Origin of the sequence: Cryobacterium breve, assembly GCF_027594785.1 — a bacterium.
In the GTDB taxonomy this organism is placed as follows: domain Bacteria; phylum Actinomycetota; class Actinomycetes; order Actinomycetales; family Microbacteriaceae; genus Cryobacterium; species Cryobacterium breve_A.
In genome coordinates, this window is the sequence record NZ_CP075584.1 from 1,706,014 (window position 1) to 1,728,303 (window position 22,290).

Genomic DNA, 22,290 nt, shown 5'->3' on the forward strand with positions numbered 1-22,290 from the left:
GCTGTACTAAGAGCGTCGCCCGGTCACGCCCTGGTACGCGATCTGCTTCTTTTCACCGAGTGCGGTGATGCAAGATGCCCAAGATGTGCACACCGTGTCGCCGCGGCTGACCCGGTCGAGGGCCGGGGTGAGCGAGGGCCCCGCGTCGTCGCCTGCCTCGGTCGCGGCGAGGGCCGCGAGCACGACACCGTCGAAGGCTTCCCCGCCTCCCGCGGTGTCGGCGAGGCCCGGATCGGAGGTGCGCAGACGCACCGCGAAGGCCTCGTCGGCCGCGAGCGGGGTGCCGCCGTTCGTGAAGCCGTCGAGCGGCAACAGAGCGATGCCCGCTGCGGCGACGGATGCCGCGACCTCCGCCGGTACGGCAGTCGTCGCGTCCCAGAGCACGAGGTCGACGTGTCGCGCCACCAGGTCGGCGACCGCGACCGCGACGTTCCCCGTCGAATTGCGATGGACGAGCTGGATCGGCGGGGTGCCGGGCAGGGCCTGCTCCTGGATCTCCCGGGCGGCCAGCTCGGTGCCCGCGACCTGCGCGGCACCGGTCACGACCGCTCCCGCCTCCCCGGTCATCGGGAACAGCGTGCCGACCAGCAGAGTGCCGTCGCCGGTGGGCGCGATCGATGCCGCGACCGTCGGGGTGCTCGTCACGGCGGCGGGGGCTTCGCTTGCGGTGCACCCGGAGAGCACGAGCACGGCGGCGATGGCGGCGACCGTGAAGGCGAGTCCCGTCGTGGAGACGGAACGAGAGGAAACGGAACGAGAGGAGACGGTCAGAGCTGGAAAGGGCATCCGTGGTCCTTTCACAGGTGGAGTCCTTCGAGCGTATCTCCGGTCAGAGGGGTTCGGGGGATGCTCGCCGCGGGGCGCGTCCGGTGACGACCATGTCGACCGTGAGGATCACGAGCGCGACCCAGACGAGTCCGAAGCCGACCCAGCGTTCGGGCGGCATGGGCTCGCCGAGGAGGAAGACGCCGACGAGGAACTGCAGCACCGGAGCGATGAACTGCACGAGGCCGAGCACGCTGAGCGGCAGGCGTCGGGCGGCCGCGGCGAAGAACAACAGCGGGACGGCCGTCACGACGCCCGTCGATACGAGGCCGACGGTGTGCCACGGCGATACAGTGCCGAAGGTGAGCCCCGTCACGGCGCCCACGATCAGGAGGCTCCGCGATCGCGATCGGCATCAGCCAGGCGGTCTCGAGGGTGAGCCCGGTGAGCGCGCCGACGCCGGGGCCGACGTTCTTCTTGATCAGGCCGTAGAAACCGAAGGACAGGGCGAGGACGAGGGAGATCCACGGCAGCGACCCGTAGCCGAGCGTGAGCACGAGCACGGCGGCCACGCTGATCGCGACCGCGATCCACTGGATGCGCCGTAACCGCTCGTGCAGGACGAAGACGCCCAGCAGCACCGTGACGATCGGGTTCATGAAGTAGCCGAGGGCCGCCTCGACGACGTGCCCGGTGAGCGCCGCAAAGACGTAGGTCTGCCAGTTGACGAAGATCAGGAGTCCGGCCAGGCCCATCACCCAGACCGTCTTCGGACGACGGAGCACCACGAGCAGGGCGGGCCAGCCCCGGGTGGCGGTGATCAGGGCGAGGCAGAAGACCAGCGAGAAGAGCACGCGCCAGGCCACGACCTCGAAGGGTCCCGTCGGGTGCAGCAGCAGGAAGAAGAGTGGGAGCAGGCCCCACAGGCCGTACGCGGAGATCGCGAAGGCGAGTCCGCTGGTCGGTTCGGCCGGCTGTCTCGGTGTGCGGCTCACAACGATTCCCCTTCGCGGGCGTGCCCGGCGTCAGCGTGCTCTGGGTGGTTCTGGCCGCGTTCAAGCGGGCCTGGGGAACACAAAATCCCGGATGAGCAGGCCATCCGGGATTTTGTGTTGTCTATACGTGCAGTGCGGTCGTGCGTGGCGCCTGGGAAGGATCCCTAGCGGACGACGACGGCGAGCACGTCGCGTGCGGAGAGGACGAGGAGATCGTCGCCACCGAACTTGACCTCGGTTCCGCCGTACTTGGAGTAGATGACCTTGTCGCCCACGGCAATGTCGAGCGGGATGCGGTTGCCGTTGTCGTCGATGCGGCCGGGGCCGACGGCGACAACTTCGCCCTCCTGGGGCTTTTCCTTGGCAGTGTCAGGGATGACCAGACCTGATGCGGTGGTCTGCTCGGCGTCGACCTGCTTGATGACGATGCGATCCTCGAGCGGCTTGATGGAGACCGACACGGTTGACCTCTTTCTTAGCTAAGACTTGGTTGGCAGACTCACAGCGAGAGTGCTAACAGCGAGTTTAGGGCGCATCTGGCACTCACGCAACGTGAGTGCCAGACTCGGGCGTTCCGGGCGCGGCGGCCACGGCTTGATATCGTTTGGACAATGGAACGCTCCGAGCTTGTTGACCTGTTGTCCCCCGATGGGCTGCGCCTGCTGGACTCGCTTCCGCCCTGGGACAACTCCTCCGATGTGGTGCGCCTCGTGAGCGACCTGCGCAAGGCCGGTCACCCGCAGGGACTTGTGACTGCGGTGCTCGGCCAGTCCCGGCTACGGGCGAAGGCTGTCGCCAAGTTCGGCGACTTCGCCGGGAGGATGCTCTTCACCGAGGCCGGTCTCGAACAGGCCACCCGGCTGAACGTCGCCGCCCTGCACGCCGGCCGGTTCGCCGCGGCCGGCCTGAACCGGGTCGCTGACCTCGGGAGCGGCATCGGCAGCGACTCGATGGCCCTCGCCGCTCTCGACATCCAGGTGACCGCCGTGGACACCGACGAGGTCACGGCCACGGTCGCGAGCTACAACCTCGCTCCCTTCGACAATGCGAGCGTCGTGCACGGCGACGCGGAGACCTTCGACCTCACCGGCTTCGACGCGGCCTGGCTCGACCCGGCCCGCCGCACCGCCGGCCACAGCAATACCTCCCGGCTGACCCGGCCGGAAGACTATTCGCCGAACCTCGACTTCGTCTTCGGCCTGAGCGAGCGGATGCCGATCGGCGTGAAGCTCGGTCCGGGCCACGACCGCGACGCCATTCCCGCCGCCGCGGAAGCCCAGTGGGTCTCCGTGGACGGAAAGCTCGTCGAGATGGGCCTCTGGTTCGGCGCCCTCGCACGCGACGGCATCCGCCGCTCGGCCCTGCTCCTGGGCAGGAGCGGTCGGCACGAGCTCACCGCGGGTGCAGACAGCGTGGACGTCGACAGCGTCGCCGGTGACGCGGGCGTGCCCGGTACCTACCTGTACGAGCCGGATGGCGCGGTGATCCGGGCACGGTTGATCGGCGACCTGGCCCGCAGCATGGACGCGCTGATGCTCGGGGAGGGCATCGCGTACCTGAAAACCGAGTCACTGCACGAGACGCCGTTCGCGACGGCGTTCCGGGTTCTCGAATCGCTGCCGGTGGACGAGAAGAAACTGCGGCTCGCGCTCAAGGAACGCCGGATCGGGACGCTCGAGATCAAGAAGCGCGGCGTGGACGTCGACCCGGCCGTGCTCCGCACCCGGCTGAAGCTGCACGGACCCGAGTCGGCCACGCTCGTGCTCACCCGCGCGGGCGGCCGCAGGGTCGCGCTGCTCGTGGAGCGGGTGCAGCCGCCGCGCTGAGTGCGCCGGCGCCGCGCACGACTGGCCCGGAGTGGTCAGTGCGGGATGGGGCTGATGGCCTGGCTGATCAGCACGATCCAGCCGGCGGCGATGACGAGGCCGGCAAGGCCGGTGCCGAGACCCCAGGCCCAGATCGACACGGCCGCGCGTTCGGTACGGCTCGCCCAGACGGCGAGTATGACGGCCGTGAGCGAGAGCGGCGCGGCCCAGACCACGAAGACGGCGCCGGCGAGTCCGACGGCGCCGAATCCGAGGGATGCGACGGCGATGGCGCGCCTGCGGGAGAGGGCGCGAAGCTCGGACTCGGTGTAGACGTACGGCACCCACTCGGTGGGAGCCGTCACGGTTGAGGCGTAGTCGAGCTCGCCGGTGACTTCCTCCGGCGGGCGCGTGAGTTCGAGGCCGACGTCGTCGCCGGCCGCGGTAGCGCGTCGTGCATCCGTCACTGCGGCCTCCCGGTCCGGTCACTGCGCCCGGCGAACGGGCTCTCAGCGATAGTAATCGGTACTCGGCACGCTTGCGAAGACGATGATCCAGACGACGATGCTCAGCAGGGAGAGGGCGACGCCGACGATGCCCGTGATCAGGCCGGTGAGCCACAGGGCACGGGCGCGCGGTTCCTTCGTGCGGCCGAGGGCACCGAGCACGATGGCCGCGGCCGGAAGCAGCAGGGTGAGCACCCCGCCGACGAAGGGGATGAAGGCAACCGGGAGACCCAGCAGTCCGACGACACCCGCGACAAGAGAGAGGATGCTGAGCAGCGGCTGGCGGGTCGGAGCCAGTGTCCCCTGGGCGGGCGGGTACGGGTACCCGGACGCGGGTGGTGGCGGCGGTCCGGCGGAAGGAGGACCACCGGGCGAAGGATCCGCGAATGGCGGGGCACCGCCCGGAACGCCGCCGGATGCCGCGGGCGGCGGCGTTCCGGGCGGACCATCGGAAGGCGCCGCTGGAGGAGCCGAGAGAGGGGGCCCGGCGGACTCGCCGCGCGGAATCGGCGGAACCTCGGGAACGTCGGGCACGTGCGGCACGTCGGGCACTTGCGGGACTTCCGGTATGGGAGGAAGTCCCGAGGCGCGCGGTGCGTTCACATCACTCATGAGCTGTTCCTTTCCACTGTATTGGCGGGGCGTCAGCCACGACAGGTCAGCGTCAACGACGGGTCAGCGGTGACGGGCCAGCTGGGGCCTCAGTAGCTGGAGTATCCGTTGGTCGAGGCCGTGCTGATCAGCACCACGAAGAGGATCGTGGCGATGATGCCGGCGACGATACCCAGGTAGCCGAGCACGAGGCCGGCGATCGCGAGGCCGCGGCCCTTCTCCCCGGTCTTCTTGATCTGGCTGAGCGCGATGTGGCCGGTGATGATCGCGGCGAGGGAGACGAAGAATGCCGAGACGAGCGACACGATCGCGAGGACGTTGTACTTGTCCTGGGCGAGGGGCTGGCCATAGGGCTGCTGGCCGTACTGCTGCGGCTGGCCGTACTGCTGCTGGCCGTAGGTGTCAGGAGCGCCGTATGCCGGTGCGGCGGGCGCCTGGTAAGCCGGGGCGGCGGATGCCGGGTACTCCGGTGCCGCGGGTGCCTGATAGATCGGGGGCTGGTTCACCGGGGGCGGGGTTACCGGGGGCTGGTTCGGGTCGGTCATGACTTACGGCTCCTTTGGGCTTCGATCAGCTGGCGGTGCCATAGTGGCACCCCGATCGAACGGGTGTCAACGTGCATGACGCGCCAGGTCTGTTCCCGCCAGCGTATCGCGGATGCACAGGAAGGCGAGGTGGGACGGAAGTTTCAGCCCTGGATGACCGAGGCGGGGAGTGTCGAATCCGCGCCGAAGTCGAGGGTCGACGGCTCGTGTCCCGCCATGATCAGCTGGGCGCCGAGTGCGGCGATCATGGCGCCGTTGTCGGTGCACAGGTCGAGCGGCGGGATGCGCAGCGCGATGCCGGCGGCATCCGTTCGTTGGACGGCGAGTTCACGGAGCCGCGCGTTCGCGATCACCCCGCCGCCGAGGAGCAGGCGCGGCACGCCGAGGTCGGTGCATGCGGCGACGGCTTTGGTGAGCAGGATGTCGATGACGGCCTCCCGGAAGCTCGCCGCGACGTCCGCGAGCGGCACGGTCTCCCCCGCGTCGCGGGTCTGTTCGACCCAGCGGGCGACCGAGGTCTTCAGTCCGGAGAAGGAGAAATCGTAGCGGTGGTGCTCCATGTCCTTGTGGTGACTGAGGCCGCGCGGGAAGCGGATGTATCCCGGGTCGCCGCCGAGCGCCACCCTGTCGATCTGCGGGCCGCCGGGGTAGGGCAGGCCGAGGATGCGGGCGACCTTGTCGAAGGCCTCCCCCGCCGCGTCGTCGATGGTCTCGCCGAGCAGTTCCACGTCGGAGACGAGGTCGCGCACGAGGAGGAGCGAGGTATGCCCCCGGAGACGAGGAGGGCGATCGTCGGGTATTCGAGGGGCTCCGTTCCCGGTTCGGTGCCGGTCTGGAGAACGTCGGCGCCGACATGGCCGACGAGGTGGTTGACCGCGTAGATCGGCTTGCCGAGGGCGATCGCGAGGGCTTTCGCGGCGCCGACGCCGACCATGAGTGCTCCGGACAGGCCGGGGCCGTAGGTGACGGCGATCGCGTCGACGTCCTCGAGGCGGATGCCCGCGTCCTCGGTCGCTGCGCGGATCATCGGGACGAGCTCCTCGAGATGGGCGCGGGCCGCGACCTCGGGTACGACGCCGCCGTAGCGGGCGTGCTCGTCCATCGATGAGGCGATCGTGTTGGAGAGCAGCCGGCTTCCGCGCACGATCCCGATGCCGGTTTCGTCGCACGAGGTTTCGATGCCGAGCACCAGGGGGTTGTCGCGGTTCATTCGGTCGCCTCCGCGGCATCCGTCGGGTCGGTCTGGGACAGCACCGGGTCGGGCGCGGCGAGCGCCGCCTCCGCGGGCGGCACTGCTAGGCGCATCACGAGCGCATCGACGTTGTCGGGCTGGTAGTAGCCGCGGCGCACGCCGATCTCTTCGAAGCCGAGCCGGAGGTAGACCCGCTGGGCGCCGGGGTTGTCGGCGCGGACCTCGAGGAACACCTCGCGGATGCCGCGTTTGCGGGCCTCGGTAATGAGGCTCTGCACGAGGGTGCCGCCGAGCCCCTTGCGGCGGGCCGTCTCGGTCACGGCGATGGTCTGGATGTCGCCCTCGAGGGCGCCGCGCGGGGCAAGCAGCCCGGCGTAGGCCTCGATGCGGTCGGGCTGGTCAGGCGGGACCGCGACGAGGTAGTAGCAGTCCGGGTCGGTCACGTCGCGGAGCATGCCCTCGGCGGACCAGGCGTCGTTCTCGAAGAGGCGGGTCTCGAGGGCCATGATGCCGTCGAGGTCGCCGGCGTGGGCGCGGCGGAGCCTGCCAGGTCACTCAGGCTCACCCGTTTCGGGCCGTTGGGCAGGGTGACGTCGGGCGAGCGCAGGTAGAAGGCGGCGTCTGTCGCGAAGGCCCGGTCGTTTTTGAGCAGCAGTTCGGCGACCCGGCCGAGGTCGGCGGCGGGCACGGTCACGGCATCCGCACGCGAGAGGTCGGCGTAGGCCCAGTCGGACTCGAGCAGCACGGCCGGCTTCGCGACCCCGGGCGCGGCGAGGCGCACGGGCAGGCCCGCGGCATCCGCCCCGCTGTATGCGGACCAGTTGACTTCGCGCCGGCGGGCGTCGGTCACGACGACGAGGCCGCCGGTGTGGCCGGCCCGGTAGCGGCCCAGGGCGATGGCGTCGTGGCTGATCACCGGGTGGAAGGGCAGGCCGGCGCCGAGCGCGAAGACGCGGGCGGCGGCGATGCCGACGCGGAGGCCGGTGAAGGGGCCGGGGCCCATGCCGCCGACGACGCCGGTGAGGTCGGTGACCCGGACGTTCGCCCGGTCGAGACACTCGGCGATGAGGGTGCCGATCACCTCGGCGTGGCGCATCGTGTCTGCGGTGTCGATGTCTGCGAGCACGCCGCGGTCCCCGTCGACGACCGCGACGCTGGTTCCGGCGGAGGTATCGATGGCGAGAAGCACCCGTTCAGCCTATTCCCCGAGCCACGCGCTCTCGAACCCGGCCCAGCGGGGGCCGAATCCGGTGATGGTGACGGTGCGCGGTTCGTCGAGGTCGACGTCGAGGTCCAGGCCGGGGGCGGCGGATGCCCGGGCGGAGCCGGCCGCGCCCGCCGGCCCGGTCTGCAGTGCGCCCGTCGGCCGCTCGATCTCGATGTCGAGCCAGGATTCGGCGACGCCGTCGAGCAGGCCGCGACCCCATTCGACCACGACGACCGAGTGTTCGAAGTCGATGTCGAGGTCGTCGAGTTCCATCGCGCCCTGCAGCCGGTAGGCGTCGACGTGCACGAGCGGCGGGCCTCCGACGAGGCTCGGGTGTGTGCGGGCGAGCACGAAGGTCGGGCTCGTCACCGCGCCGCGTACCCCGAGTCCGACGCCGAGGCCGCGGGTGAAGGTGGTCTTGCCCGCGCCGAGCGGACCGGTCAGTACGAGCAGGTCGCCCGAACGGAGCCCAGCGGCGACTCGGACGCCCCAGGAGTGCATCGCGGCGGCGTCGGGGATCACCCGGCGGTTCATCGCGCGGGCTCCCTGCTCTCGCTGAGGACCGCCCGGTAGCTGCGCGGCACGCGGTGCCCGATCCGGGTGACGATCTCGTAGTTGATCGTGCCGGCGGCATCCGCCCAGTCGGCCGCGCTCGGCACCGGCTCCGACCCTCCCCCCACGCACGTCGGGGTCGCCGAAGAGCACGACCTCGTCCCCGACGTCGACACGGTCCTGGCCGACGCTCACGACGAACTGGTCCATCGCGATGCGGCCGACGATCGGGTAGCCGCGGCCGTTGATGTTCACCCGGGCGGAGCCGGAGGCGGAGCGGGGCACGCCGTCCGCGTAGCCGAGGGGCACGAGGGCGAGGTTGCCGTCCTCAGGGGCACGCCACAGGTAGTCGTAGGACACGCCGGCTCCCGCGGGCACCCGGCGCACGGCGGCGACGCTCGCGCGGAGGGTCATCGCCGGTGCGAGGCCGAGCTCCCGCGGGCTCGCGTCGTCGAAGGGGGACAGTCCGTAGAGCCCGATGCCGATCCGCACCATCGAGAACCGGGCGGCGGGCAGGCGCAGCGCGGCCGCGGTCGACGCGAGGTGGGCGAGCTCCGGGGTCAGCCCTGCCGCTGCGGCCAGGTTGAGGCCGGTTGTGAAGCGGGCGACGGCCTCGTCGTCCGCCACCGGGGAGGCGTTGGAGAGGTGGCTGAAGATGCCGCGGACGTGCACGAGGCCGTCCCGTTCGAAACCGGCGGCGAGCGCGAAGACCTCGGCCCAGTCCGGCCCGTTCAGGCCGTTGCGGCTGAGGCCGGTGTCGAGTTTCAGGTGGACGTGCGCGACGCGGCCGAGCCGGCCGGCGGCATCCGCAACGGTGCTCAGCTGGCGGGCGGACGAGATGCCCAGGTCGATGTCCGCTGCGATGGCGGGGGCGAAATCGGTGTCTGGCCCGTGCAGCCAGGCCAGTAGCGGGGCCTCGATGCCGGCGTCGCGGAGCGCGTGCGCTTCGGTGAGGTCGGCGACGCCGAGCCAGTCTGCTCCGGCGGCGAGGGCCGTGCGGGCGATGGGGGCCGCTCCGTGGCCGTAGGCGTTGGCCTTGACGACGGCCATGAAGTGCGGGGTGCCGATCGCCGCGCGCAGGTGGACGACGTTCGCGGCCACCGCACCGAGGTCGATGACGGCCTCGCGGAACTCGCTCACGACGCACCCTCGAGCACCACGAAGGCGCAGGCGACGCCCGCATCGTGGGTCATGGTGAGGTGCACGGAGTCGACTCCGCGCACGCGCAGCACCTCGGCCATGACCCCGCTGAGCCGGAATCCGGGGTTGCCGTGCTCGTCGTTCACGACTTCCATCTCCTGCCAGCTCGTGCCCGCACTGTCGCCGAGCGCCTTGATCAGTGCTTCCTTGGCCGCGAATCGCGCTGCGAGGGAGTGGGTGGGCAGGCCACGTTCCCCGGCCGCGAACAGTCGGGGAACGAGACCCGGGGTGCGCAGCACCTGCCGGTCGAACCGGTCGAGGTCGACGATGTCGACGCCGATGCCGCGAATCACTCCCGTGCCCGCCTGCCCGTTCCCGTTCCGCCCGTGTCTATTCGACCGTGACCGACTTCGCGAGGTTGCGGGGCTGGTCGACGTCGAGGCCCTTGACCGTTGCGAGCTCCATCGCGAAGATCTGCATCGGGACGACCGCGAGGAACGGCTCGAAGAGCGGCGAGGCGAGCGGGATCCGCAGGACGGTGTCCGCGAACGGCAGCACGGCCACGTCGCCTTCTTCGGCGATCGCGATGATGCGGGCGCCACGGGCGCGGATCTCCTGGATGTTCGAGACCACCTTGGGGTGCAGGTGAGCGGAACCGCGGGGGCTCGGCACGACGACGAAGACGGGCTGGCCCGGCTCGATCAGCGCGATCGGGCCGTGCTTGAGTTCGCCGGCCGCGAAGCCTTCTGCGTGGATGTACGCGAGTTCCTTGAGCTTGAGCGCGCCCTCGAGTGCGATCGGGAAACCGACGTGGCGACCGAGGAAGAGCACGGCACGGGTGTCCGACATCCAGGCGGCGAGCTCGTGCACGGCGCTCTCCTGGAGCAGGGTGGTCGCGATCTTCGCGGGAATGGCCTGGAGCTCGACGACCTCGGCCGCGGCATCCGCTTCGGTGATGCTGCCGCGCACCCGGGCGAGGTGCAGGGCGAAGAGGTAGAGGGCGGCGATCTGGGCGGTGAAGCCCTTCGTCGAGGCCACGGCGACCTCGGGGCCGGCGTGCGTGTAGATCACGGCGTCCGACTCGCGGGGAATCGTCGCACCCTGGGTGTTGCAGATCGAGATGGCCTTGGCGCCGGACTCCCTGGCGAACTTGACCGCCATCAGGGTGTCCATGGTCTCGCCGGACTGGCTGATCGAGATGATCAGGGTCTCCGGGTTGAGCACCGGGTCGCGGTAGCGGAACTCGTGGCTGAGCTCGACGTCGACGGGGACCCTGGTCCACTTCTCGATCGCGTACTTGGCGACATAGCCGGCGTTCGCGGCGGTGCCGCAGGCGACGATGACGATCCGGCGGATGCTCGCGAGCACGTCGTCTCCGAAGGCCTCGAGCTCGGGCACGACGGCCTGGCCCTCGTGGATGCGGCCGAGCAGGGTGTTGGCGACGGCGTCGGGCTGCTCGGAGACTTCCTTGGCCATGAAGCTCGACCAACCGCCCTTTTCAGCGGCGGAGGCGTCCCAGGCGATGTCGAATTCCTCGAACTCGACGGGGTTGCCCTCGAAGTCGGTGATCGTGACGACCTCGGGGGTGATCGTGACGATCTGGTCCTGGCCGACGGCGACGGCACGGCGGGTGAACTCGACGAACGCGGCGACGTCGGAGCCGAGGAAGTTCTCGCCGTCGCCGAGGCCGATCACGAGAGGGGAGTTGCGACGGGCGCCGACGACGACGCCGGGCTGGTCCTGGTGTACCGCGAGGAGGGTGAACGCGCCGTCCAGGCGGCCGACGACGCTCAGGAACGCGGCGCTCAGGTCGCCGAGGCGCTGGTATTCGCGGCCGAGGAGCACAGCGGCGACCTCGGTGTCGGTCTCGCTCTCGAAGGTGAAGCCCTCGGAGAGGAGCCTCCTCCTTGAGGACCGAGAAGTTTTCGATAATTCCGTTGTGGATAAGGGCGAGCTTGCCGTTGTCGCCGAGATGCGGGTGCGCATTCGCGTCGGTCGGTCCGCCGTGGGTGGCCCAGCGGGTGTGGCCGATGCCGGTACGCCCATTGTTGATCGGATTGGCCTCGAGGTCGCCGGCCAGGACGGCGAGCTTTCCGGCCCGTTTCCTGGTGTTCAACACGCCGTCATCGTCGATGACGGCGATCCCTGCTGAGTCGTAACCGCGGTATTCCAGTCTCCGCAACCCCCTCATCAGGACCTCGACGCTTTTATCTTCCCCGACATAACCCACGATTCCGCACATAGCCCCGATTTTAGTCCGACTAAGCTGTGTGGAATGTCCGATCCAGCCGCGAGCCTCTGGAACAACGGCCACACCACACCGTTCGTCGAGCTGGATCGAGCGGACTGGGCGGCCCTTGCACCCACCACCCAGCTCCCCCTCCGTGAGACCGAGATCGTGCAGCTGCGCGGCCTCGGAGAGCCGCTCGACCTCGGCGAGGTGACCGATGTCTACCTGCCCGTCAGCCGCCTGCTCAATCTCTATGCCGCCGGAGCGAGCCAGCTGCACCGGGCGACGAGCGACTTCCTCGGCGAACGCGCCCGCCGTACCCCGTTCGTGATCGGCGTCGCCGGGTCCGTCGCGGTCGGCAAGTCGACCATCGCCCGGCTGCTCAGGGAACTGCTCGCCCGCTGGGAGGACACCCCCGGGTCGAACTCGTGACGACAGACGGGTTCCTGTTCCCGAACGCCGAACTGGCCCGGCGCGGACTGATGGCCCGCAAGGGATTTCCAGAGTCGTACGACCGGCGGTCCCTGCTCCGCTTCGTGTCCGCCGTCAAGGGCGGCGCCGCCGAGGTGCGGGCTCCGTTCTATTCGCACCTGAACTACGACATCGTGCCCGACGCGCAGATCGTGGTGCGCCAGCCGGACGTCCTCATCGTCGAAGGCCTCAACGTGCTCGCACCGCCGACCACGGGGCACGGGCTCACGGTCAGCGACCTGTTCGACTTCACCGTGTACGTGGATGCGCGCACCCAGGACATCGCCCGCTGGTACGTCGACCGGTTCCTGCGCCTGCAACGCGGCGCGTTCAGCAACCCGAAGTCCTACTTCCACCGCTACGCGACGATGACCGAGGACGAGGCCCGCCGTGAGGCCCGCCGGATCTGGGACGAGATCAACGAGCCCAACCTCGTGCAGAACATCCTGCCGACGCGCTCCCGGGCCACCCTGGTGCTCCGCAAGGACGAGAACCACACTGTGTCGAAGGTGCTGCTCCGGAAGCTCTGAGCCCCGCGCGGCATCCGCCTGCGGCGTAGAGTCGACTCACCAATCGTTCTGGCCGACCCGACTGGAGGCGTGATCGTGAGAGCCGTGTACACCGCGCTGGTGCTGTACCTGGCCGGTCCGCTGCTCACGCTCATCCTCGTGCCGACCGAACCGGGGATCATGTTCCTCGCCGGAGTCGCTGTACTCGGCGTCGCGCTCGCGATCGGGGTCCAGTGCCGGCTCACGGCCGCAGACGCCCTCGAGATCACGGTCGGCCGTCGCTCGCACCGACACCGCGAGGTGCTCAGCGAACGCGCCGCACCGAGTCATCCCAACACCGCCGGGCGTCCACGCCCGCGCGCACCGGGTCGGCCGCCCGCGGTCGCCTAGTCCCCAGCCGGCAGCTCCAACGCAGGGCAAGGTCGCGCGACCGCAGACGCGACCATTCTTCCTCCGACCGTTGGGATATCCTCCGTGGACTTCTATTCCGTTGCGCCCGTCGCAGCCCTGCTCCAAGCCGCCTCTGCGGCCGTCACCGCCTTGTCCTCCGCGCTCGCACCCGTTACCGGCGCGAGCAGCACCGCCCTCGTGATCGTCCTCGTCACGCTCCTGCTGCGGGCGGTTCTCGTACCGGTCGGCCGCGCCCAGGTGCGCGCCGAGTTCGTCCGCCGGCGCCTCGCGCCGAAACTCCGGGAGCCTGCAATACCGGTACCGGGCCAACCCCGAGCTCCTCACCCGCAAGACCGCAGAACTCTACTCGGCCGAGAAGGCGTCACCCCTGGCCGGATGCCTGCCGACGCTCCTGCAGGCGCCGGTCGTGTCGACCGTGTACGCGCTCTTCATCCTCGCCAGCATCAACGGGCAGCCGAACCCGCTGCTCGCGCAGGAACTGGGCGGCGTGCCGCTCGGCACGTCGTTCCTCACGTTCCTGGGTGCCGCGCCGGTGTGGCCGGGCCTCCTGCTGTTCGCAGCGCTCCTGGCCGTCATCGCCCTGGCCGCTGGATTCTCTCGGCGCCTGGCCAGGACATACGCGCCGCCGGTCGTGCCGACAGCCCGGCCGACGGAGTCACGGCTCGCCGCCGTCCTCAGCTGGCTCCCGTTCCTGACGGTCGCCTTCGCGAGCATTGTGCCGCTGGCGGCGACGCTTTACCTCACGGTCTCGACGACCTGGACGCTCGTCGAACGCGGCATCCTCTACCGATCGTTCGCTGCGAGCGGGCCCGGATCCTAGAGGGAGTCGAGGGCGAGGCGCTCGCGCACGACGTCCGCGAGCGAGTGCGCGAGCCGGTCGGCGGTGGCCTGATCGGCCGCCTCGACCATGACGCGCACCATGGGCTCCGTGCCGGACGGACGCAGCAGCACCCGGCCGGTGTCGCCGAGTTCAGCTTCGGCCGCGCGGACGGCGGCGGCAATGACCTCGTCGGACTTCAGTGCGTGGTGATCGACGCCGCGAACGTTCACGAGGATCTGCGGGAACACCGTCATCACGGCGGCGAGTTCGTGGAGCGGCTTGCCGGTGCGGGCCATCTCGGCCACGAGGTGGAGTCCGGTGAGGATTCCGTCACCGGTGGTCGCGAAGTCGGTCATGATGACGTGTCCGGACTGTTCCCCGCCGAGGGACAGGCCGTTCGCGTTGAGCTCTTCGAGCACGTAGCGGTCGCCGACCTTGGTCTCGATCATGCGGATGTCATTGGCCGCCATGGCGCGGCGGAGGCCGAGGTTGCTCATCACGGTGGCCACGAGCGTGCGGTCCTTGAGCACGCCACGCTCGGCCATCGAGACGGCGAGGATCGCCATGATCTGGTCACCGTCGACGACATTGCCGTTCCGGTCCACGGCGAGACAGCGGTCGGCGTCTCCGTCGTGCGCGATACCGACGTCGGCACCGTGCTCGAGGACGGCCTTCGCGAGGTTGTCGAGGTGGGTCGAGCCGACCCCGTCGTTGATGTTGAGTCCGTTGGGGTTGGCGCCGATGACGGTCAGGCGCGCGCCCGCATCCGTGAAGACCTGAGGGGACACGCCGGCGGCCGCGCCGTTGGCGCAGTCGAGGACGACGTGGATACCGTCGAGGCGGTGCGGGAGAGTGCCGAGAAGGTGGACGACGTAACGGTCTTCTGCGTCCGCAAAGCGGGAGATCCGGCCGACGTCGCCGGCGATCGGCGTGAGCTTGTCGTGGTCGAGGTGGGCCTCGATGCGATCCTCGACGTCGTCGGGAAGTTTGGTGCCACCGAAGGCAAAGATCTTGATGCCGTTGTCGGGGGCGGGGTTGTGCGAGGCGGAGATCATCACGCCGAAGTCCGCGCCGATGTCCGCGATCAGGAATGCCGCGGCCGGCGTGGGGATGACGCCGGCGTCAAGGACGTCGACGCCGGAACTGGCGAGGCCTGCGGCCACTGCCGAGGCGAGGAATTCGCCGGAAATGCGGGGATCACGCGCGAGGACGGCGACCGGACGGCGGCCCTCGGCGCGTCGCGATTCAGCGCGGCGTCCCTGGGTCAGCACAGCGGCACTCGCCTGGGCGAGGCCCAGGGCCAGGCCAGCCGTGAGGTCACGGTTGGCCAGGCCCCGAACACCGTCGGTGCCGAAAAGTCGAGGCATGTCGGCGCCGACTATCTGACTAGCGCTTCGAGAACTGAGGCGCCTTACGGGCCTTCTTGAGTCCGGCCTTCTTGCGCTCCTTGACGCGAGCGTCACGGTTGAGGAAGCCGGCCTTCTTGAGGATGGCGCGGTTGTTCTCTTCGTCGATCTGGTTGAGCGAACGCGCGATGCCGAGACGCAGTGCGCCGGCCTGGCCGGAGGGGCCACCGCCGGTGATGCGTGCGATGACGTCGTAGCTGCCGATCAGGTCGAGGACCTTGAACGGGTCGTTGATGAGCTGCTGGTGAAGCTTGTTCGGGAAGTAGTCCCCGAACTCGCGACCGTTCACCGTGATGGTGCCGGAACCGGGAACGATGCGCACGCGGGCGATGGCCTGCTTGCGACGACCCACGGCTGCGCCGGGAACGTTGAGGACGGCGCGGGGCGCCTTGGTTACGATTTCGGCCGGGGTCTCGGTGGAGTAGCTCTCCGGAGCCTGGTCAATCTGATCTGCGATCTTCGCCACGATGGTGTGAATCCTTTTTTCTTAGAGTCGAGAAGTCTGGTGGCCGGCGCTACTGAGCGACCTGGGAGAGGGTGTACGGCTTGGGCTGCTGCGCAGCGTGCGGGTGCTCCGGGCCGGCGTAGACCTTGAGCTTCGCGAGCTGGGCGCGACCGAGCGAGTTCTTCGGCAGCATGCCGCGAATCGCTTTCTCAACCGCACGCGTCGGGTGCTTCTCGAGCATCTCCGAGTAGTTCTGGGCGGAAATGCCGCCCGGGTAACCGGAGTGGCGGTATGCGATCTTCAGTTCGAGCTTCTTGCCGGTCAGGGCAATCTTCTCGGCGTTGACGATGATGACGAAGTCTCCCATGTCCATGTGGGGAGAGAACGTTGCCTTGTGCTTCCCCCGGAGGAGAACGGCGGCGTGGCTGGCAAGACGACCGAGCACGATGTCTGTGGCGTCGATGACGACCCAGTCGTGCTGGACTTCGCTTGCTTTGGGAGTATAAGTGCGCGTCACTGTTGTGCTGCTTTCTTGTTCGAACGGAGGTGTTCGTGAATCCCGCTCCGGGTGTGTTCCCCGACGGGGAACACGATCGATGGAGGGCTCACGTTCGCGTGCCTGGCTGCAACGCACAGACACCAAAGGTCAATGCTAGTCCGCCGGGAGCCCCGGCGCAATTCGGCGGCGCGATTCGGCTTCGCGCTGCGCTACTCTTCGTCCTCGTCGAGGGCGCGCCGGGCGCGGGTCTCGAGGGCGCGGGCCGCGAGCTGGTCGTCGGCGGGATAGTCGACCTTGAGCAGGGTGAGACCCTGCGGCGGCATCACCTTGAACTCGCTCGTGCGGGCCCGGTTGATCCGCAGCGTCGCAAGCCGTTCCCCCGCGAGCCGTCCCTCCCCGACCGCGACACACGCCCCGACGAGCGCACGCACCATGCTGTGGCAGAAGGCGTCCGCCTGCACCGTGGCGACGAGCACACCGTCCGGATCCCGCCGCCAGCTGAACTCCTGCAGGGTGCGGATCGTCGTGGCACCCGGGCGGGGTTTGCAATACGTCGCGAAGTCGTGCAGCCCAAGCAGGGACGCCGCGGCCACCTGCATCGGCTCGAGGTCGAGCGCGAAGCCGTGCCAGGTCGTGCGCAGCCGGTCCTGCGGGTTGTGCCCGAGTACGGAGTCGGCGATCCGGTACTCGTAGCGTCGCCAGTTCGCCGAGAACCGCGCGTCGAATCCGGGGGTGCGACGGCGGATGCCTTGATCACGATCTCCGGCTGGGTCACCAGGATCCCGCCGAGCCTCCGCTGCACCATCACCGCGAGGGTCGCGGGGGTCCGTCCCCTTCCCCGTCGGAGCAGGCTCGCGACCTGGTCGGGGGTGAGGTCGAAGTGCGCGACCTGGCCGAGGGCGTGCACCCCCGCATCCGTTCGCCCGGCGACGATGAGGGACGGGTACGGCGGGTAGCTCTGCAGGATCGCGGCGAGCCCTGCCTCGATCTGGCCCTGCACGGTTCGGGGCTCCGGTTGAATCGCCCAACCCGAAAAATCGGTGCCGTCGTAGGCGATGTCCAGCCTGATCCGGGTGTTCTCCGGGAGCGGGGAGACAACGGGGGCGGCAGGAAGATTCACGGACGTAAGTGTAAGTGCCGGGCCGGGTATCGTTGAACCCGGACCGGCTCCGCTCACCATTATGAAACCCAGTTACCGCACCCCCGTATCTCTGCGCCCGGACTCTGAACCCCGGGCTGCGCAGCGGCTATCCGGCCTCGACGGCCTGCGCGGCATCGCCGTGAGCGTCGTACTTGTCTTCCATTTCTTCCCACAGGCGCTACCCGGCGGCTTCGTCGGCGTCGACGTGTTCTTCGTGATCAGCGGGTTCCTGATCACCGGTCTCCTCGTGGACGAATACGCCCGGTCCCGCCGGATCTCGTTGCGCCGTTTCTGGGGGCGCCGGGTACGCCGGCTCGTTCCGCCCCTCGTTCCCCTCGTGTTGATCTGCTGCACCGTCGCGTGGATGCTCGGCGGCGACGTGCTCGTCGGCCTCGGCTGGCAGGTGCTCGGCGCGGCGACGTTCGGCTACAACTGGGTGTCGATCGCGGGCTCGGCGAGCTATTTCTCGGCGACGAGCCCGGAGCCTGTTCCGGAACCTCTGGTCCCTCGCCGTCGAGGAGCAGTTCTACCTGGTCTGGCCGTTTGCGCTGCTCGCCCTGATGCTCGTGCGGTCCTCTCGCTTCCGGCTCGTGCTCGTGTGCGCCCTGGGCCTCGGCTCGCTGGTGTGGATGGGGTTCCTGTTCCAGCCGGGCGCGGACCCGACCCGGGTCTACTACGGCTCGGACACGCACAGCTTCGGACTCTTCGCGGGTGCGGCCCTCGCGCTCCTGCTGCGGCGCCCGAACGGCCTGGGCGCTCCGACCGGCACCTCGACCGGAACCGCGAGCGCCACCGTCGCCCGCACCGGCTCGGCGGGCTTCACCCGCTTCGCCGACCGGCTCGTCTCCCCCGCCCGGCTGCGGCCCTGGCTCGGCCTCGCGGCGCTCGTCGGCATCGGCGCCGCGGCGGCCTGGCTGCCCGCTGCGGGTCCCCTCGCCTACCGGGGTGGCCTCGCCGCCATCAGCCTGCTGTCCTGCGCCGTGATCTGGGCGGCCGTGCGCGGCGACCGGTTCGGCCGATGGCTCGACACCCCCGTGCTCCGCTGGCTCGGCGAGCGGTCGTACGGCATCTATCTCTGGCACTGGCCGGTCTTCGTGCTCGCCGGTGTGGCCTGGCCCGCCGCGGGCATCGGGGTGGAGCCTGCTCGCCGTCGCCGTCGCCGTCGCCGTGGCCGCGGCTTCCTACCGGTGGCTCGAGCAACCGGTGCGGCGCAGGGGCGTGCGCGGCAGCATCCGTGCCCTCTCGGCTTTTGCGACCGAGTCGTGGTCCCGGCTCGGGGTCGTCGGCGTCGCCGCGATGCTCGGCCTCATCCTCGTCGGCGGCACGACGGCCGCAGTCGTCGTAGCCCCCGCCGAGACGAGCGCGCAGGCGCAGATCACCCGGGGCCGCCAGCTGCTCGACGCCGCCCAGGCCGACCGGAAGCGCGAGAACGCGGAACGGAAGAGCGACCCGACCGCGGCGCCGGCGCCGGTCGCCGAGGGCGACCTGATCTCGGCCGTCGGCGACTCCGTGATGCTCGCCTCGGCCCCCGAGCTCGAGGACCGGTTCCCGGGGATCCTGATCGACGCCGCGGTGTCCCGGGGGATGCGTGCCGCTCCCGACATCCTCGCCGCCCAGGCGAGCGCGGGTACGCTCCGCCCGGTTGTCGTCGTGGGGCTCGGCACCAATGGGCCGATCACCGCGGACGAGTTGCTCGCGATCGAGTCCGTGATCGGCCCCGACCGGAAGCTCGTGCTCGTGACGGCATTCGCCGACCGGGACTGGACGGCGGGCGTGAACGAGGCCCTGGCCGGTTTCGCGGCCCGGCACCGCCTCGTCGGCATCGCCGGCTGGCACGACGCGATCGCGCCGCACACCGACGTCCTGGCCGGGGACAATATCCACCCCGGCCCCACCGGAGGGCGCATCTACGCCGACTGCGTCGCATCGGCGCTGGACTGGCTCGCCCCGCAGCATGCGCTGCACGGCCGCGACCCCTACCGGCTCGGCCCGGACCCCGTCGTCCTCCGTCCCTGGGCATAACTCCTGCACATTCCGGCCGGCTGCCGGGACCCGTGGAATCACGCGGCCGATCCGGCCCCACAGCAGAATGTGCCGGAGTTATGCCTCACGAGGGGGAGACACAAAGGAAGGGCCCGACCGAAGTCGGGCCCTTCCGGGTGGAGCAGGTGAAGCGAGGGTTACTTGGCTTCCTCGACGGGAGCTTCGGCAACGACCTCGTCCTCGGCCGGGGCGTCGACGACGGCCTCGGTCTCGGCGGGGGCCTCGACGACGACGGGTGCGACTGCAGCAGCTGCAGCGGCGGACGTCTTCGCGGACTTGACCTTCGGCGTGACGGGCTCGAGAACGAGTTCCATCTGGACCATCGAGGCGTTGTCGCCCTTACGGAAGCCGAGCTTCGTGATGCGGGTGTAGCCGCCCTCGCGCAAGGCGACCTGGGGTGCGATCTCGGTGAAGAGCTCGTGCACGACGGTCTTGTCGCCGATGGTGGCCAGAACGCGACGACGGGCGTGCAGGTCGCCCTTCTTCGCGAACGTGATCAGTCGCTCGGCGACCGGACGAAGGCGCTTGGCCCGCGTTTCGGTCGTCTTGATCGACTTGTGGGTGAACAGCGAGGCGGCAAGGTTGGCGAGCATGAGGCGCTCGTGTGCCGGGCCGCCACCGAGGCGTGCTCCCTTAGTGGGCGTGGGCATTAGTAATCTCCAGTATCAAAAGTCAAAAGTCAGTCGGGAGACTGCTTTTAGATGGTTTCTTCGTCGTAGCCGCTGTAGAAGTGGGCGCCGTCGAATCCGGGCACCGAGTCCTTCAGTGACAGGCCAAGCTCGACGAGCTTGTCCTTGACCTCATCCACCGACTTCTGTCCGAAGTTGCGGATGTTCATCAGCTGGGTCTCCGAGAGGGCGACCAGTTCGCTGACGTTGTTGATGCCTTCACGCTTGAGGCAGTTGTACGAACGAACCGACAGATCGAGGTCTTCGATCGGGATCGACAGTTCGGTCGACAGCACGGCGTCGACCGGCGCGGGGCCGATTTCGATGCCCTCTGCGGCGGTGTTAAGCTCGCGGGCCAGACCGAACAGCTCGGTCAGGGTGCGACCGGCGGATGCGATGGCGTCGCGAGGCGAAATCGCCGACTTGGTCTCCACGTCGACGACGAGGCGGTCGAAGTCGGTACGTTCACCGGCACGGGTTGCCTCGACGCGGTAGGTCACCTTGAGCACGGGCGAGTAGATCGAGTCGACCGGAATCTGGCCGGCCTCGGAGTACTCGTTGCGGTTCTGGGTGGCCGACACGTAGCCGCGGCCACGCTCGATGGTCAGTTCGAGTTCGAACTTGGCCTTGTCGTTCAGGGTGGCGATGACCAGTTCGGGGTTGTGCACCTCGACGCCGGCCGGAGCCGAGATGTCGGCGGCGGTGACCTGGCCGGCACCCTGCTTGCGCAGGTACGCCGTGATCGGCTCGTCGTGCTCGCTCGAGATGACGAGTCCCTTGATGTTCAGGATGATCTCGGTGACGTCTTCCTTGACACCGGGAACCGTGCTGAATTCGTGGAGCACGCCGTCGATGCGGATGCTGGTGACAGCGGCTCCGGGGATCGAGGAGAGCAGGGTGCGACGCATGGAGTTGCCGAGGGTGTAACCGAAGCCAGGCTCGAGCGGCTCAATGATGAACCGGGACCGGAACTCCGAGATGTTCTCCTCGGTGAGCGTGGGGCGCTGTGCGATAAGCACTATTGATTCCTTTCGGCAAAGTGTCCGCTATATGACACTTGCGAGGCGAGGTGTTGAGTGTGAAAGAAAAAAAGAATCGCGCGGGGCCTGGACCCCTCCGTGAGGAGCAGTCCAGGCCCGGCGATCCGCGGCGGCCGGTGCCGTCACGAGGACGGACCCGGCCAGTGCGGGTGCTTTAGACGCGGCGACGCTTCGGCGGACGGCAACCGTTGTGGGCCTGGGGCGTGACGTCGTTGATCGAGCCAACCTCGAGGCCGGCGGCCTGAAGGGAGCGGATCGCGGTTTCGCGGCCTGAGCCGGGTCCCTTGACGAACACGTCAACCTTCTTCATACCGTGCTCCTGCGCCTGGCGGGCGGCCGATTCGGCTGCCAGCTGTGCGGCGAACGGGGTCGACTTGCGTGAACCCTTGAAGCCAACTCCACCTGAGGACGCCCAGCTGATGACCGCACCGGTGGTGTCGGTGATCGAGACGATGGTGTTGTTGAACGTGCTCTTGATGTGGGCCTGGCCCACGGCGACGTTCTTCTTTTCTTTCTTGCGCGGCTTCCGTACGGCCGACTTGGGTGCTGCCATGAATTTCTCCTGAATCCTAAAGGCGAAGACGGGCCAGGCCGAGGCCTAGCGCGCCTTCTTCTTGCCGGCTACGGTGCGCTTCGGGCCCTTGCGGGTGCGAGCGTTGGTCTTGGTGCGCTGGCCGCGGACGGGCAGGCCCTTGCGGTGGCGGATTCCCTCGTAGCTGCCGATCTCGACCTTGCGGCGGATGTCGGCGGCAACCTCACGGCGGAGGTCACCCTCAACCTTGAAGGTTCCTTCGATGTAGTCCCGGAGGGCGACGAGCTGGTCGTCGGTCAGGTCCTTGACTCGGATGTTTCCATCGATTTCAGTGTCGGCGAGGGTCTTGAGTGCCCTCGTGCGGCCAACACCAAAGATGTAAGTCAGTGCAACTTCCACGCGCTTATCGCGGGGAATATCAACGCCGGCTAGACGTGCCATTATGGCTTCTCCTGTATATGAGTGGAGGTCTGTAGCAGTGCCCGTTCATCGGCCTCCAACCGATGGTGTCCCCCCTCGCGGGGTTCCTGGCACTGCTATTTTCTGTATTCAGTTGAATCGTTCACCAGGGTGAGCCTGTCGGATGACAAACTCACACCGGCTAACCCTGACGCTGCTTGTGACGCGGGTTCTCGCAGATGACCATCACGTTGCCGTTACGGCGGATGACCTTGCACTTGTCACAGATCTTTTTGACGCTGGGCTTGACCTTCATGGTGTGTCCTTGTATTCGCTGTCTTCGTACCCGCGGAATGC

23 protein-coding genes and 6 pseudogenes are annotated in these 22,290 nt (G+C 68.9%); 7 read left to right on the forward strand and 22 right to left on the reverse strand.

The window, feature by feature from the left end:
• Positions 1 to 6: 6 nt before the first annotated feature.
• The 3 genes from KIV56_RS08355 to groES form a co-directional block, all read right to left on the reverse strand.
• Positions 7 to 786, reverse strand: a complete 780-nt coding sequence (locus KIV56_RS08355; protein ID WP_281535879.1) for a hypothetical protein — start codon at positions 784 to 786, stop codon at positions 7 to 9.
• Positions 787 to 797: 11 nt separating this feature from the next.
• Entirely contained in the window at positions 798 to 1,760 is a 963-nt protein-coding gene (gene rarD / locus KIV56_RS08360; RefSeq protein WP_432432621.1) for an EamA family transporter RarD, read from the reverse strand.
• Between the two features lie 164 nt (positions 1,761 to 1,924).
• Entirely contained in the window at positions 1,925 to 2,221 is a 297-nt protein-coding gene (gene groES / locus KIV56_RS08365; RefSeq protein WP_092339382.1) for a co-chaperone GroES, read from the reverse strand.
• A 150-nt stretch (positions 2,222 to 2,371) separates the two neighbouring features.
• Here groES and KIV56_RS08370 point away from each other — a divergent pair, with 150 nt between their 5' ends.
• Entirely contained in the window at positions 2,372 to 3,586 is a 1,215-nt protein-coding gene (locus KIV56_RS08370; RefSeq protein WP_281535880.1) for a class I SAM-dependent methyltransferase, read from the forward strand.
• Between the two features lie 35 nt (positions 3,587 to 3,621).
• Here KIV56_RS08370 and KIV56_RS08375 read toward each other — a convergent pair whose 3' ends face one another.
• From KIV56_RS08375 to glmS, 9 genes and pseudogenes are all read right to left on the reverse strand, one after another.
• Positions 3,622 to 4,032 carry a hypothetical protein gene (locus KIV56_RS08375; RefSeq protein WP_281535881.1) on the reverse strand — a complete coding sequence of 137 codons (411 nt, stop codon included), beginning with the start codon at positions 4,030 to 4,032 and terminating at the stop codon, positions 3,622 to 3,624.
• Between the two features lie 42 nt (positions 4,033 to 4,074).
• Positions 4,075 to 4,683: a hypothetical protein gene (locus KIV56_RS08380; protein ID WP_281535882.1), complete on the reverse strand. Its 609-nt coding sequence runs from the start codon at positions 4,681 to 4,683 to the stop codon at positions 4,075 to 4,077.
• A gap of 89 nt (positions 4,684 to 4,772) precedes the next feature.
• Positions 4,773 to 5,228 (reverse strand): DUF4190 domain-containing protein, encoded by a 456-nt coding sequence (locus KIV56_RS08385; protein WP_281535883.1) that lies wholly within the window; start codon positions 5,226 to 5,228, stop codon positions 4,773 to 4,775.
• A gap of 143 nt (positions 5,229 to 5,371) precedes the next feature.
• Positions 5,372 to 6,438: pseudogene (tsaD, locus tag KIV56_RS08390) on the reverse strand (tRNA (adenosine(37)-N6)-threonylcarbamoyltransferase complex transferase subunit TsaD).
• Entirely contained in the window at positions 6,435 to 6,926 is a 492-nt protein-coding gene (gene rimI / locus KIV56_RS08395) for a ribosomal protein S18-alanine N-acetyltransferase (RefSeq protein ID WP_281535884.1), read from the reverse strand. The pseudogene tsaD and the gene rimI overlap by 4 nt, the downstream one beginning before the upstream one ends.
• Entirely contained in the window at positions 6,860 to 7,609 is a 750-nt protein-coding gene (gene tsaB, locus KIV56_RS08400) for a tRNA (adenosine(37)-N6)-threonylcarbamoyltransferase complex dimerization subunit type 1 TsaB (RefSeq protein ID WP_281535885.1), read from the reverse strand. Before tsaB ends, rimI begins: the two co-directional genes overlap by 67 nt.
• A 9-nt stretch (positions 7,610 to 7,618) precedes the next feature.
• The gene (gene alr, locus KIV56_RS20340; protein WP_281535886.1) at positions 7,619 to 9,319 is read right to left on the reverse strand and encodes an alanine racemase; all 1,701 of its coding nucleotides are present in this window, start codon (positions 9,317 to 9,319) and stop codon (positions 7,619 to 7,621) included.
• Positions 9,316 to 9,672, reverse strand: a complete 357-nt coding sequence (locus tag KIV56_RS08410; RefSeq protein ID WP_281535887.1) for a holo-ACP synthase — start codon at positions 9,670 to 9,672, stop codon at positions 9,316 to 9,318. Before KIV56_RS08410 ends, alr begins: the two co-directional genes overlap by 4 nt.
• A 37-nt stretch (positions 9,673 to 9,709) precedes the next feature.
• Positions 9,710 to 11,561, reverse strand: a pseudogene (gene glmS / locus KIV56_RS08415) (glutamine--fructose-6-phosphate transaminase (isomerizing)).
• 33 nt (positions 11,562 to 11,594) lie between these two features.
• Between glmS and coaA the strand changes: the two are divergent.
• Both coaA and KIV56_RS08425 read left to right on the forward strand, forming a co-directional pair.
• A pseudogene (gene coaA, locus KIV56_RS08420) lies at positions 11,595 to 12,550 on the forward strand (type I pantothenate kinase).
• A gap of 69 nt (positions 12,551 to 12,619) precedes the next feature.
• Positions 12,620 to 12,919: a DUF6412 domain-containing protein gene (locus KIV56_RS08425; RefSeq protein WP_281535888.1), complete on the forward strand. Its 300-nt coding sequence runs from the start codon at positions 12,620 to 12,622 to the stop codon at positions 12,917 to 12,919.
• Between the two features lie 92 nt (positions 12,920 to 13,011).
• Here the strand turns inward: KIV56_RS08425 and KIV56_RS08430 are convergent, their stop codons facing one another.
• Positions 13,012 to 13,134: a hypothetical protein gene (locus KIV56_RS08430; protein WP_281535889.1), complete on the reverse strand. Its 123-nt coding sequence runs from the start codon at positions 13,132 to 13,134 to the stop codon at positions 13,012 to 13,014.
• A gap of 92 nt (positions 13,135 to 13,226) precedes the next feature.
• Between KIV56_RS08430 and KIV56_RS08435 the strand changes: the two genes are divergently transcribed.
• Positions 13,227 to 13,760, forward strand: coding sequence for a YidC/Oxa1 family membrane protein insertase (locus KIV56_RS08435; protein WP_281536106.1), 534 nt, complete (start codon positions 13,227 to 13,229; stop codon positions 13,758 to 13,760).
• Here the strand turns inward: KIV56_RS08435 and glmM are convergent.
• The 4 genes and pseudogenes from glmM to truA form a co-directional block, all read right to left on the reverse strand.
• Positions 13,757 to 15,127, reverse strand: a complete 1,371-nt coding sequence (gene glmM / locus KIV56_RS08440; protein ID WP_281535890.1) for a phosphoglucosamine mutase — start codon at positions 15,125 to 15,127, stop codon at positions 13,757 to 13,759. The two genes, KIV56_RS08435 and glmM, sit on opposite strands and share 4 nt — an antisense overlap.
• Positions 15,128 to 15,146: 19 nt before the next feature.
• A complete protein-coding gene (gene rpsI, locus KIV56_RS08445; RefSeq protein ID WP_134449916.1) occupies positions 15,147 to 15,632 on the reverse strand; it encodes a 30S ribosomal protein S9 in 486 nt (161 codons plus the stop codon).
• A gap of 49 nt (positions 15,633 to 15,681) precedes the next feature.
• Positions 15,682 to 16,128, reverse strand: a complete 447-nt coding sequence (gene rplM / locus KIV56_RS08450; protein WP_134449915.1) for a 50S ribosomal protein L13 — start codon at positions 16,126 to 16,128, stop codon at positions 15,682 to 15,684.
• A 191-nt stretch (positions 16,129 to 16,319) separates the two neighbouring features.
• Positions 16,320 to 17,290 (reverse strand): annotated as a pseudogene (gene truA, locus KIV56_RS08455) (tRNA pseudouridine(38-40) synthase TruA).
• Between the two features lies 1 nt (position 17,291).
• Between truA and KIV56_RS08460 the strand changes: the two are divergent.
• From KIV56_RS08460 to KIV56_RS08470, 3 genes and pseudogenes are all read left to right on the forward strand, one after another.
• A pseudogene (locus KIV56_RS08460) lies at positions 17,292 to 17,621 on the forward strand (acyltransferase family protein); the annotation flags it as partial.
• Between the two features lie 178 nt (positions 17,622 to 17,799).
• Positions 17,800 to 18,312: pseudogene (locus KIV56_RS08465) on the forward strand (hypothetical protein); the annotation flags it as partial.
• A 43-nt stretch (positions 18,313 to 18,355) separates the two neighbouring features.
• Positions 18,356 to 19,273, forward strand: coding sequence for an SGNH/GDSL hydrolase family protein (locus KIV56_RS08470; protein WP_281536270.1), 918 nt, complete (start codon positions 18,356 to 18,358; stop codon positions 19,271 to 19,273).
• 158 nt (positions 19,274 to 19,431) lie between these two features.
• Here KIV56_RS08470 and rplQ read toward each other — a convergent pair whose 3' ends face one another.
• The 5 genes from rplQ to rpmJ all read right to left on the reverse strand — a co-directional run bounded on the left by rplQ (position 19,432) and on the right by rpmJ (position 22,249).
• Positions 19,432 to 19,944, reverse strand: a complete 513-nt coding sequence (gene rplQ, locus KIV56_RS08475; RefSeq protein ID WP_134557999.1) for a 50S ribosomal protein L17 — start codon at positions 19,942 to 19,944, stop codon at positions 19,432 to 19,434.
• Positions 19,945 to 19,991: 47 nt separating this feature from the next.
• Positions 19,992 to 20,981, reverse strand: coding sequence for a DNA-directed RNA polymerase subunit alpha (locus KIV56_RS08480; RefSeq protein WP_134449911.1), 990 nt, complete (start codon positions 20,979 to 20,981; stop codon positions 19,992 to 19,994).
• Between the two features lie 175 nt (positions 20,982 to 21,156).
• Positions 21,157 to 21,555, reverse strand: coding sequence for a 30S ribosomal protein S11 (gene rpsK / locus KIV56_RS08485; RefSeq protein ID WP_022883249.1), 399 nt, complete (start codon positions 21,553 to 21,555; stop codon positions 21,157 to 21,159).
• A 45-nt stretch (positions 21,556 to 21,600) separates the two neighbouring features.
• Positions 21,601 to 21,975 carry a 30S ribosomal protein S13 gene (gene rpsM / locus KIV56_RS08490; protein ID WP_134534147.1) on the reverse strand — a complete coding sequence of 125 codons (375 nt, stop codon included), beginning with the start codon at positions 21,973 to 21,975 and terminating at the stop codon, positions 21,601 to 21,603.
• A gap of 160 nt (positions 21,976 to 22,135) precedes the next feature.
• Complete coding sequence (gene rpmJ, locus KIV56_RS08495; protein WP_035834639.1) at positions 22,136 to 22,249, reverse strand: 50S ribosomal protein L36; 114 nt, start codon at positions 22,247 to 22,249, stop codon at positions 22,136 to 22,138.
• Positions 22,250 to 22,290: the final 41 nt, after the last annotated feature.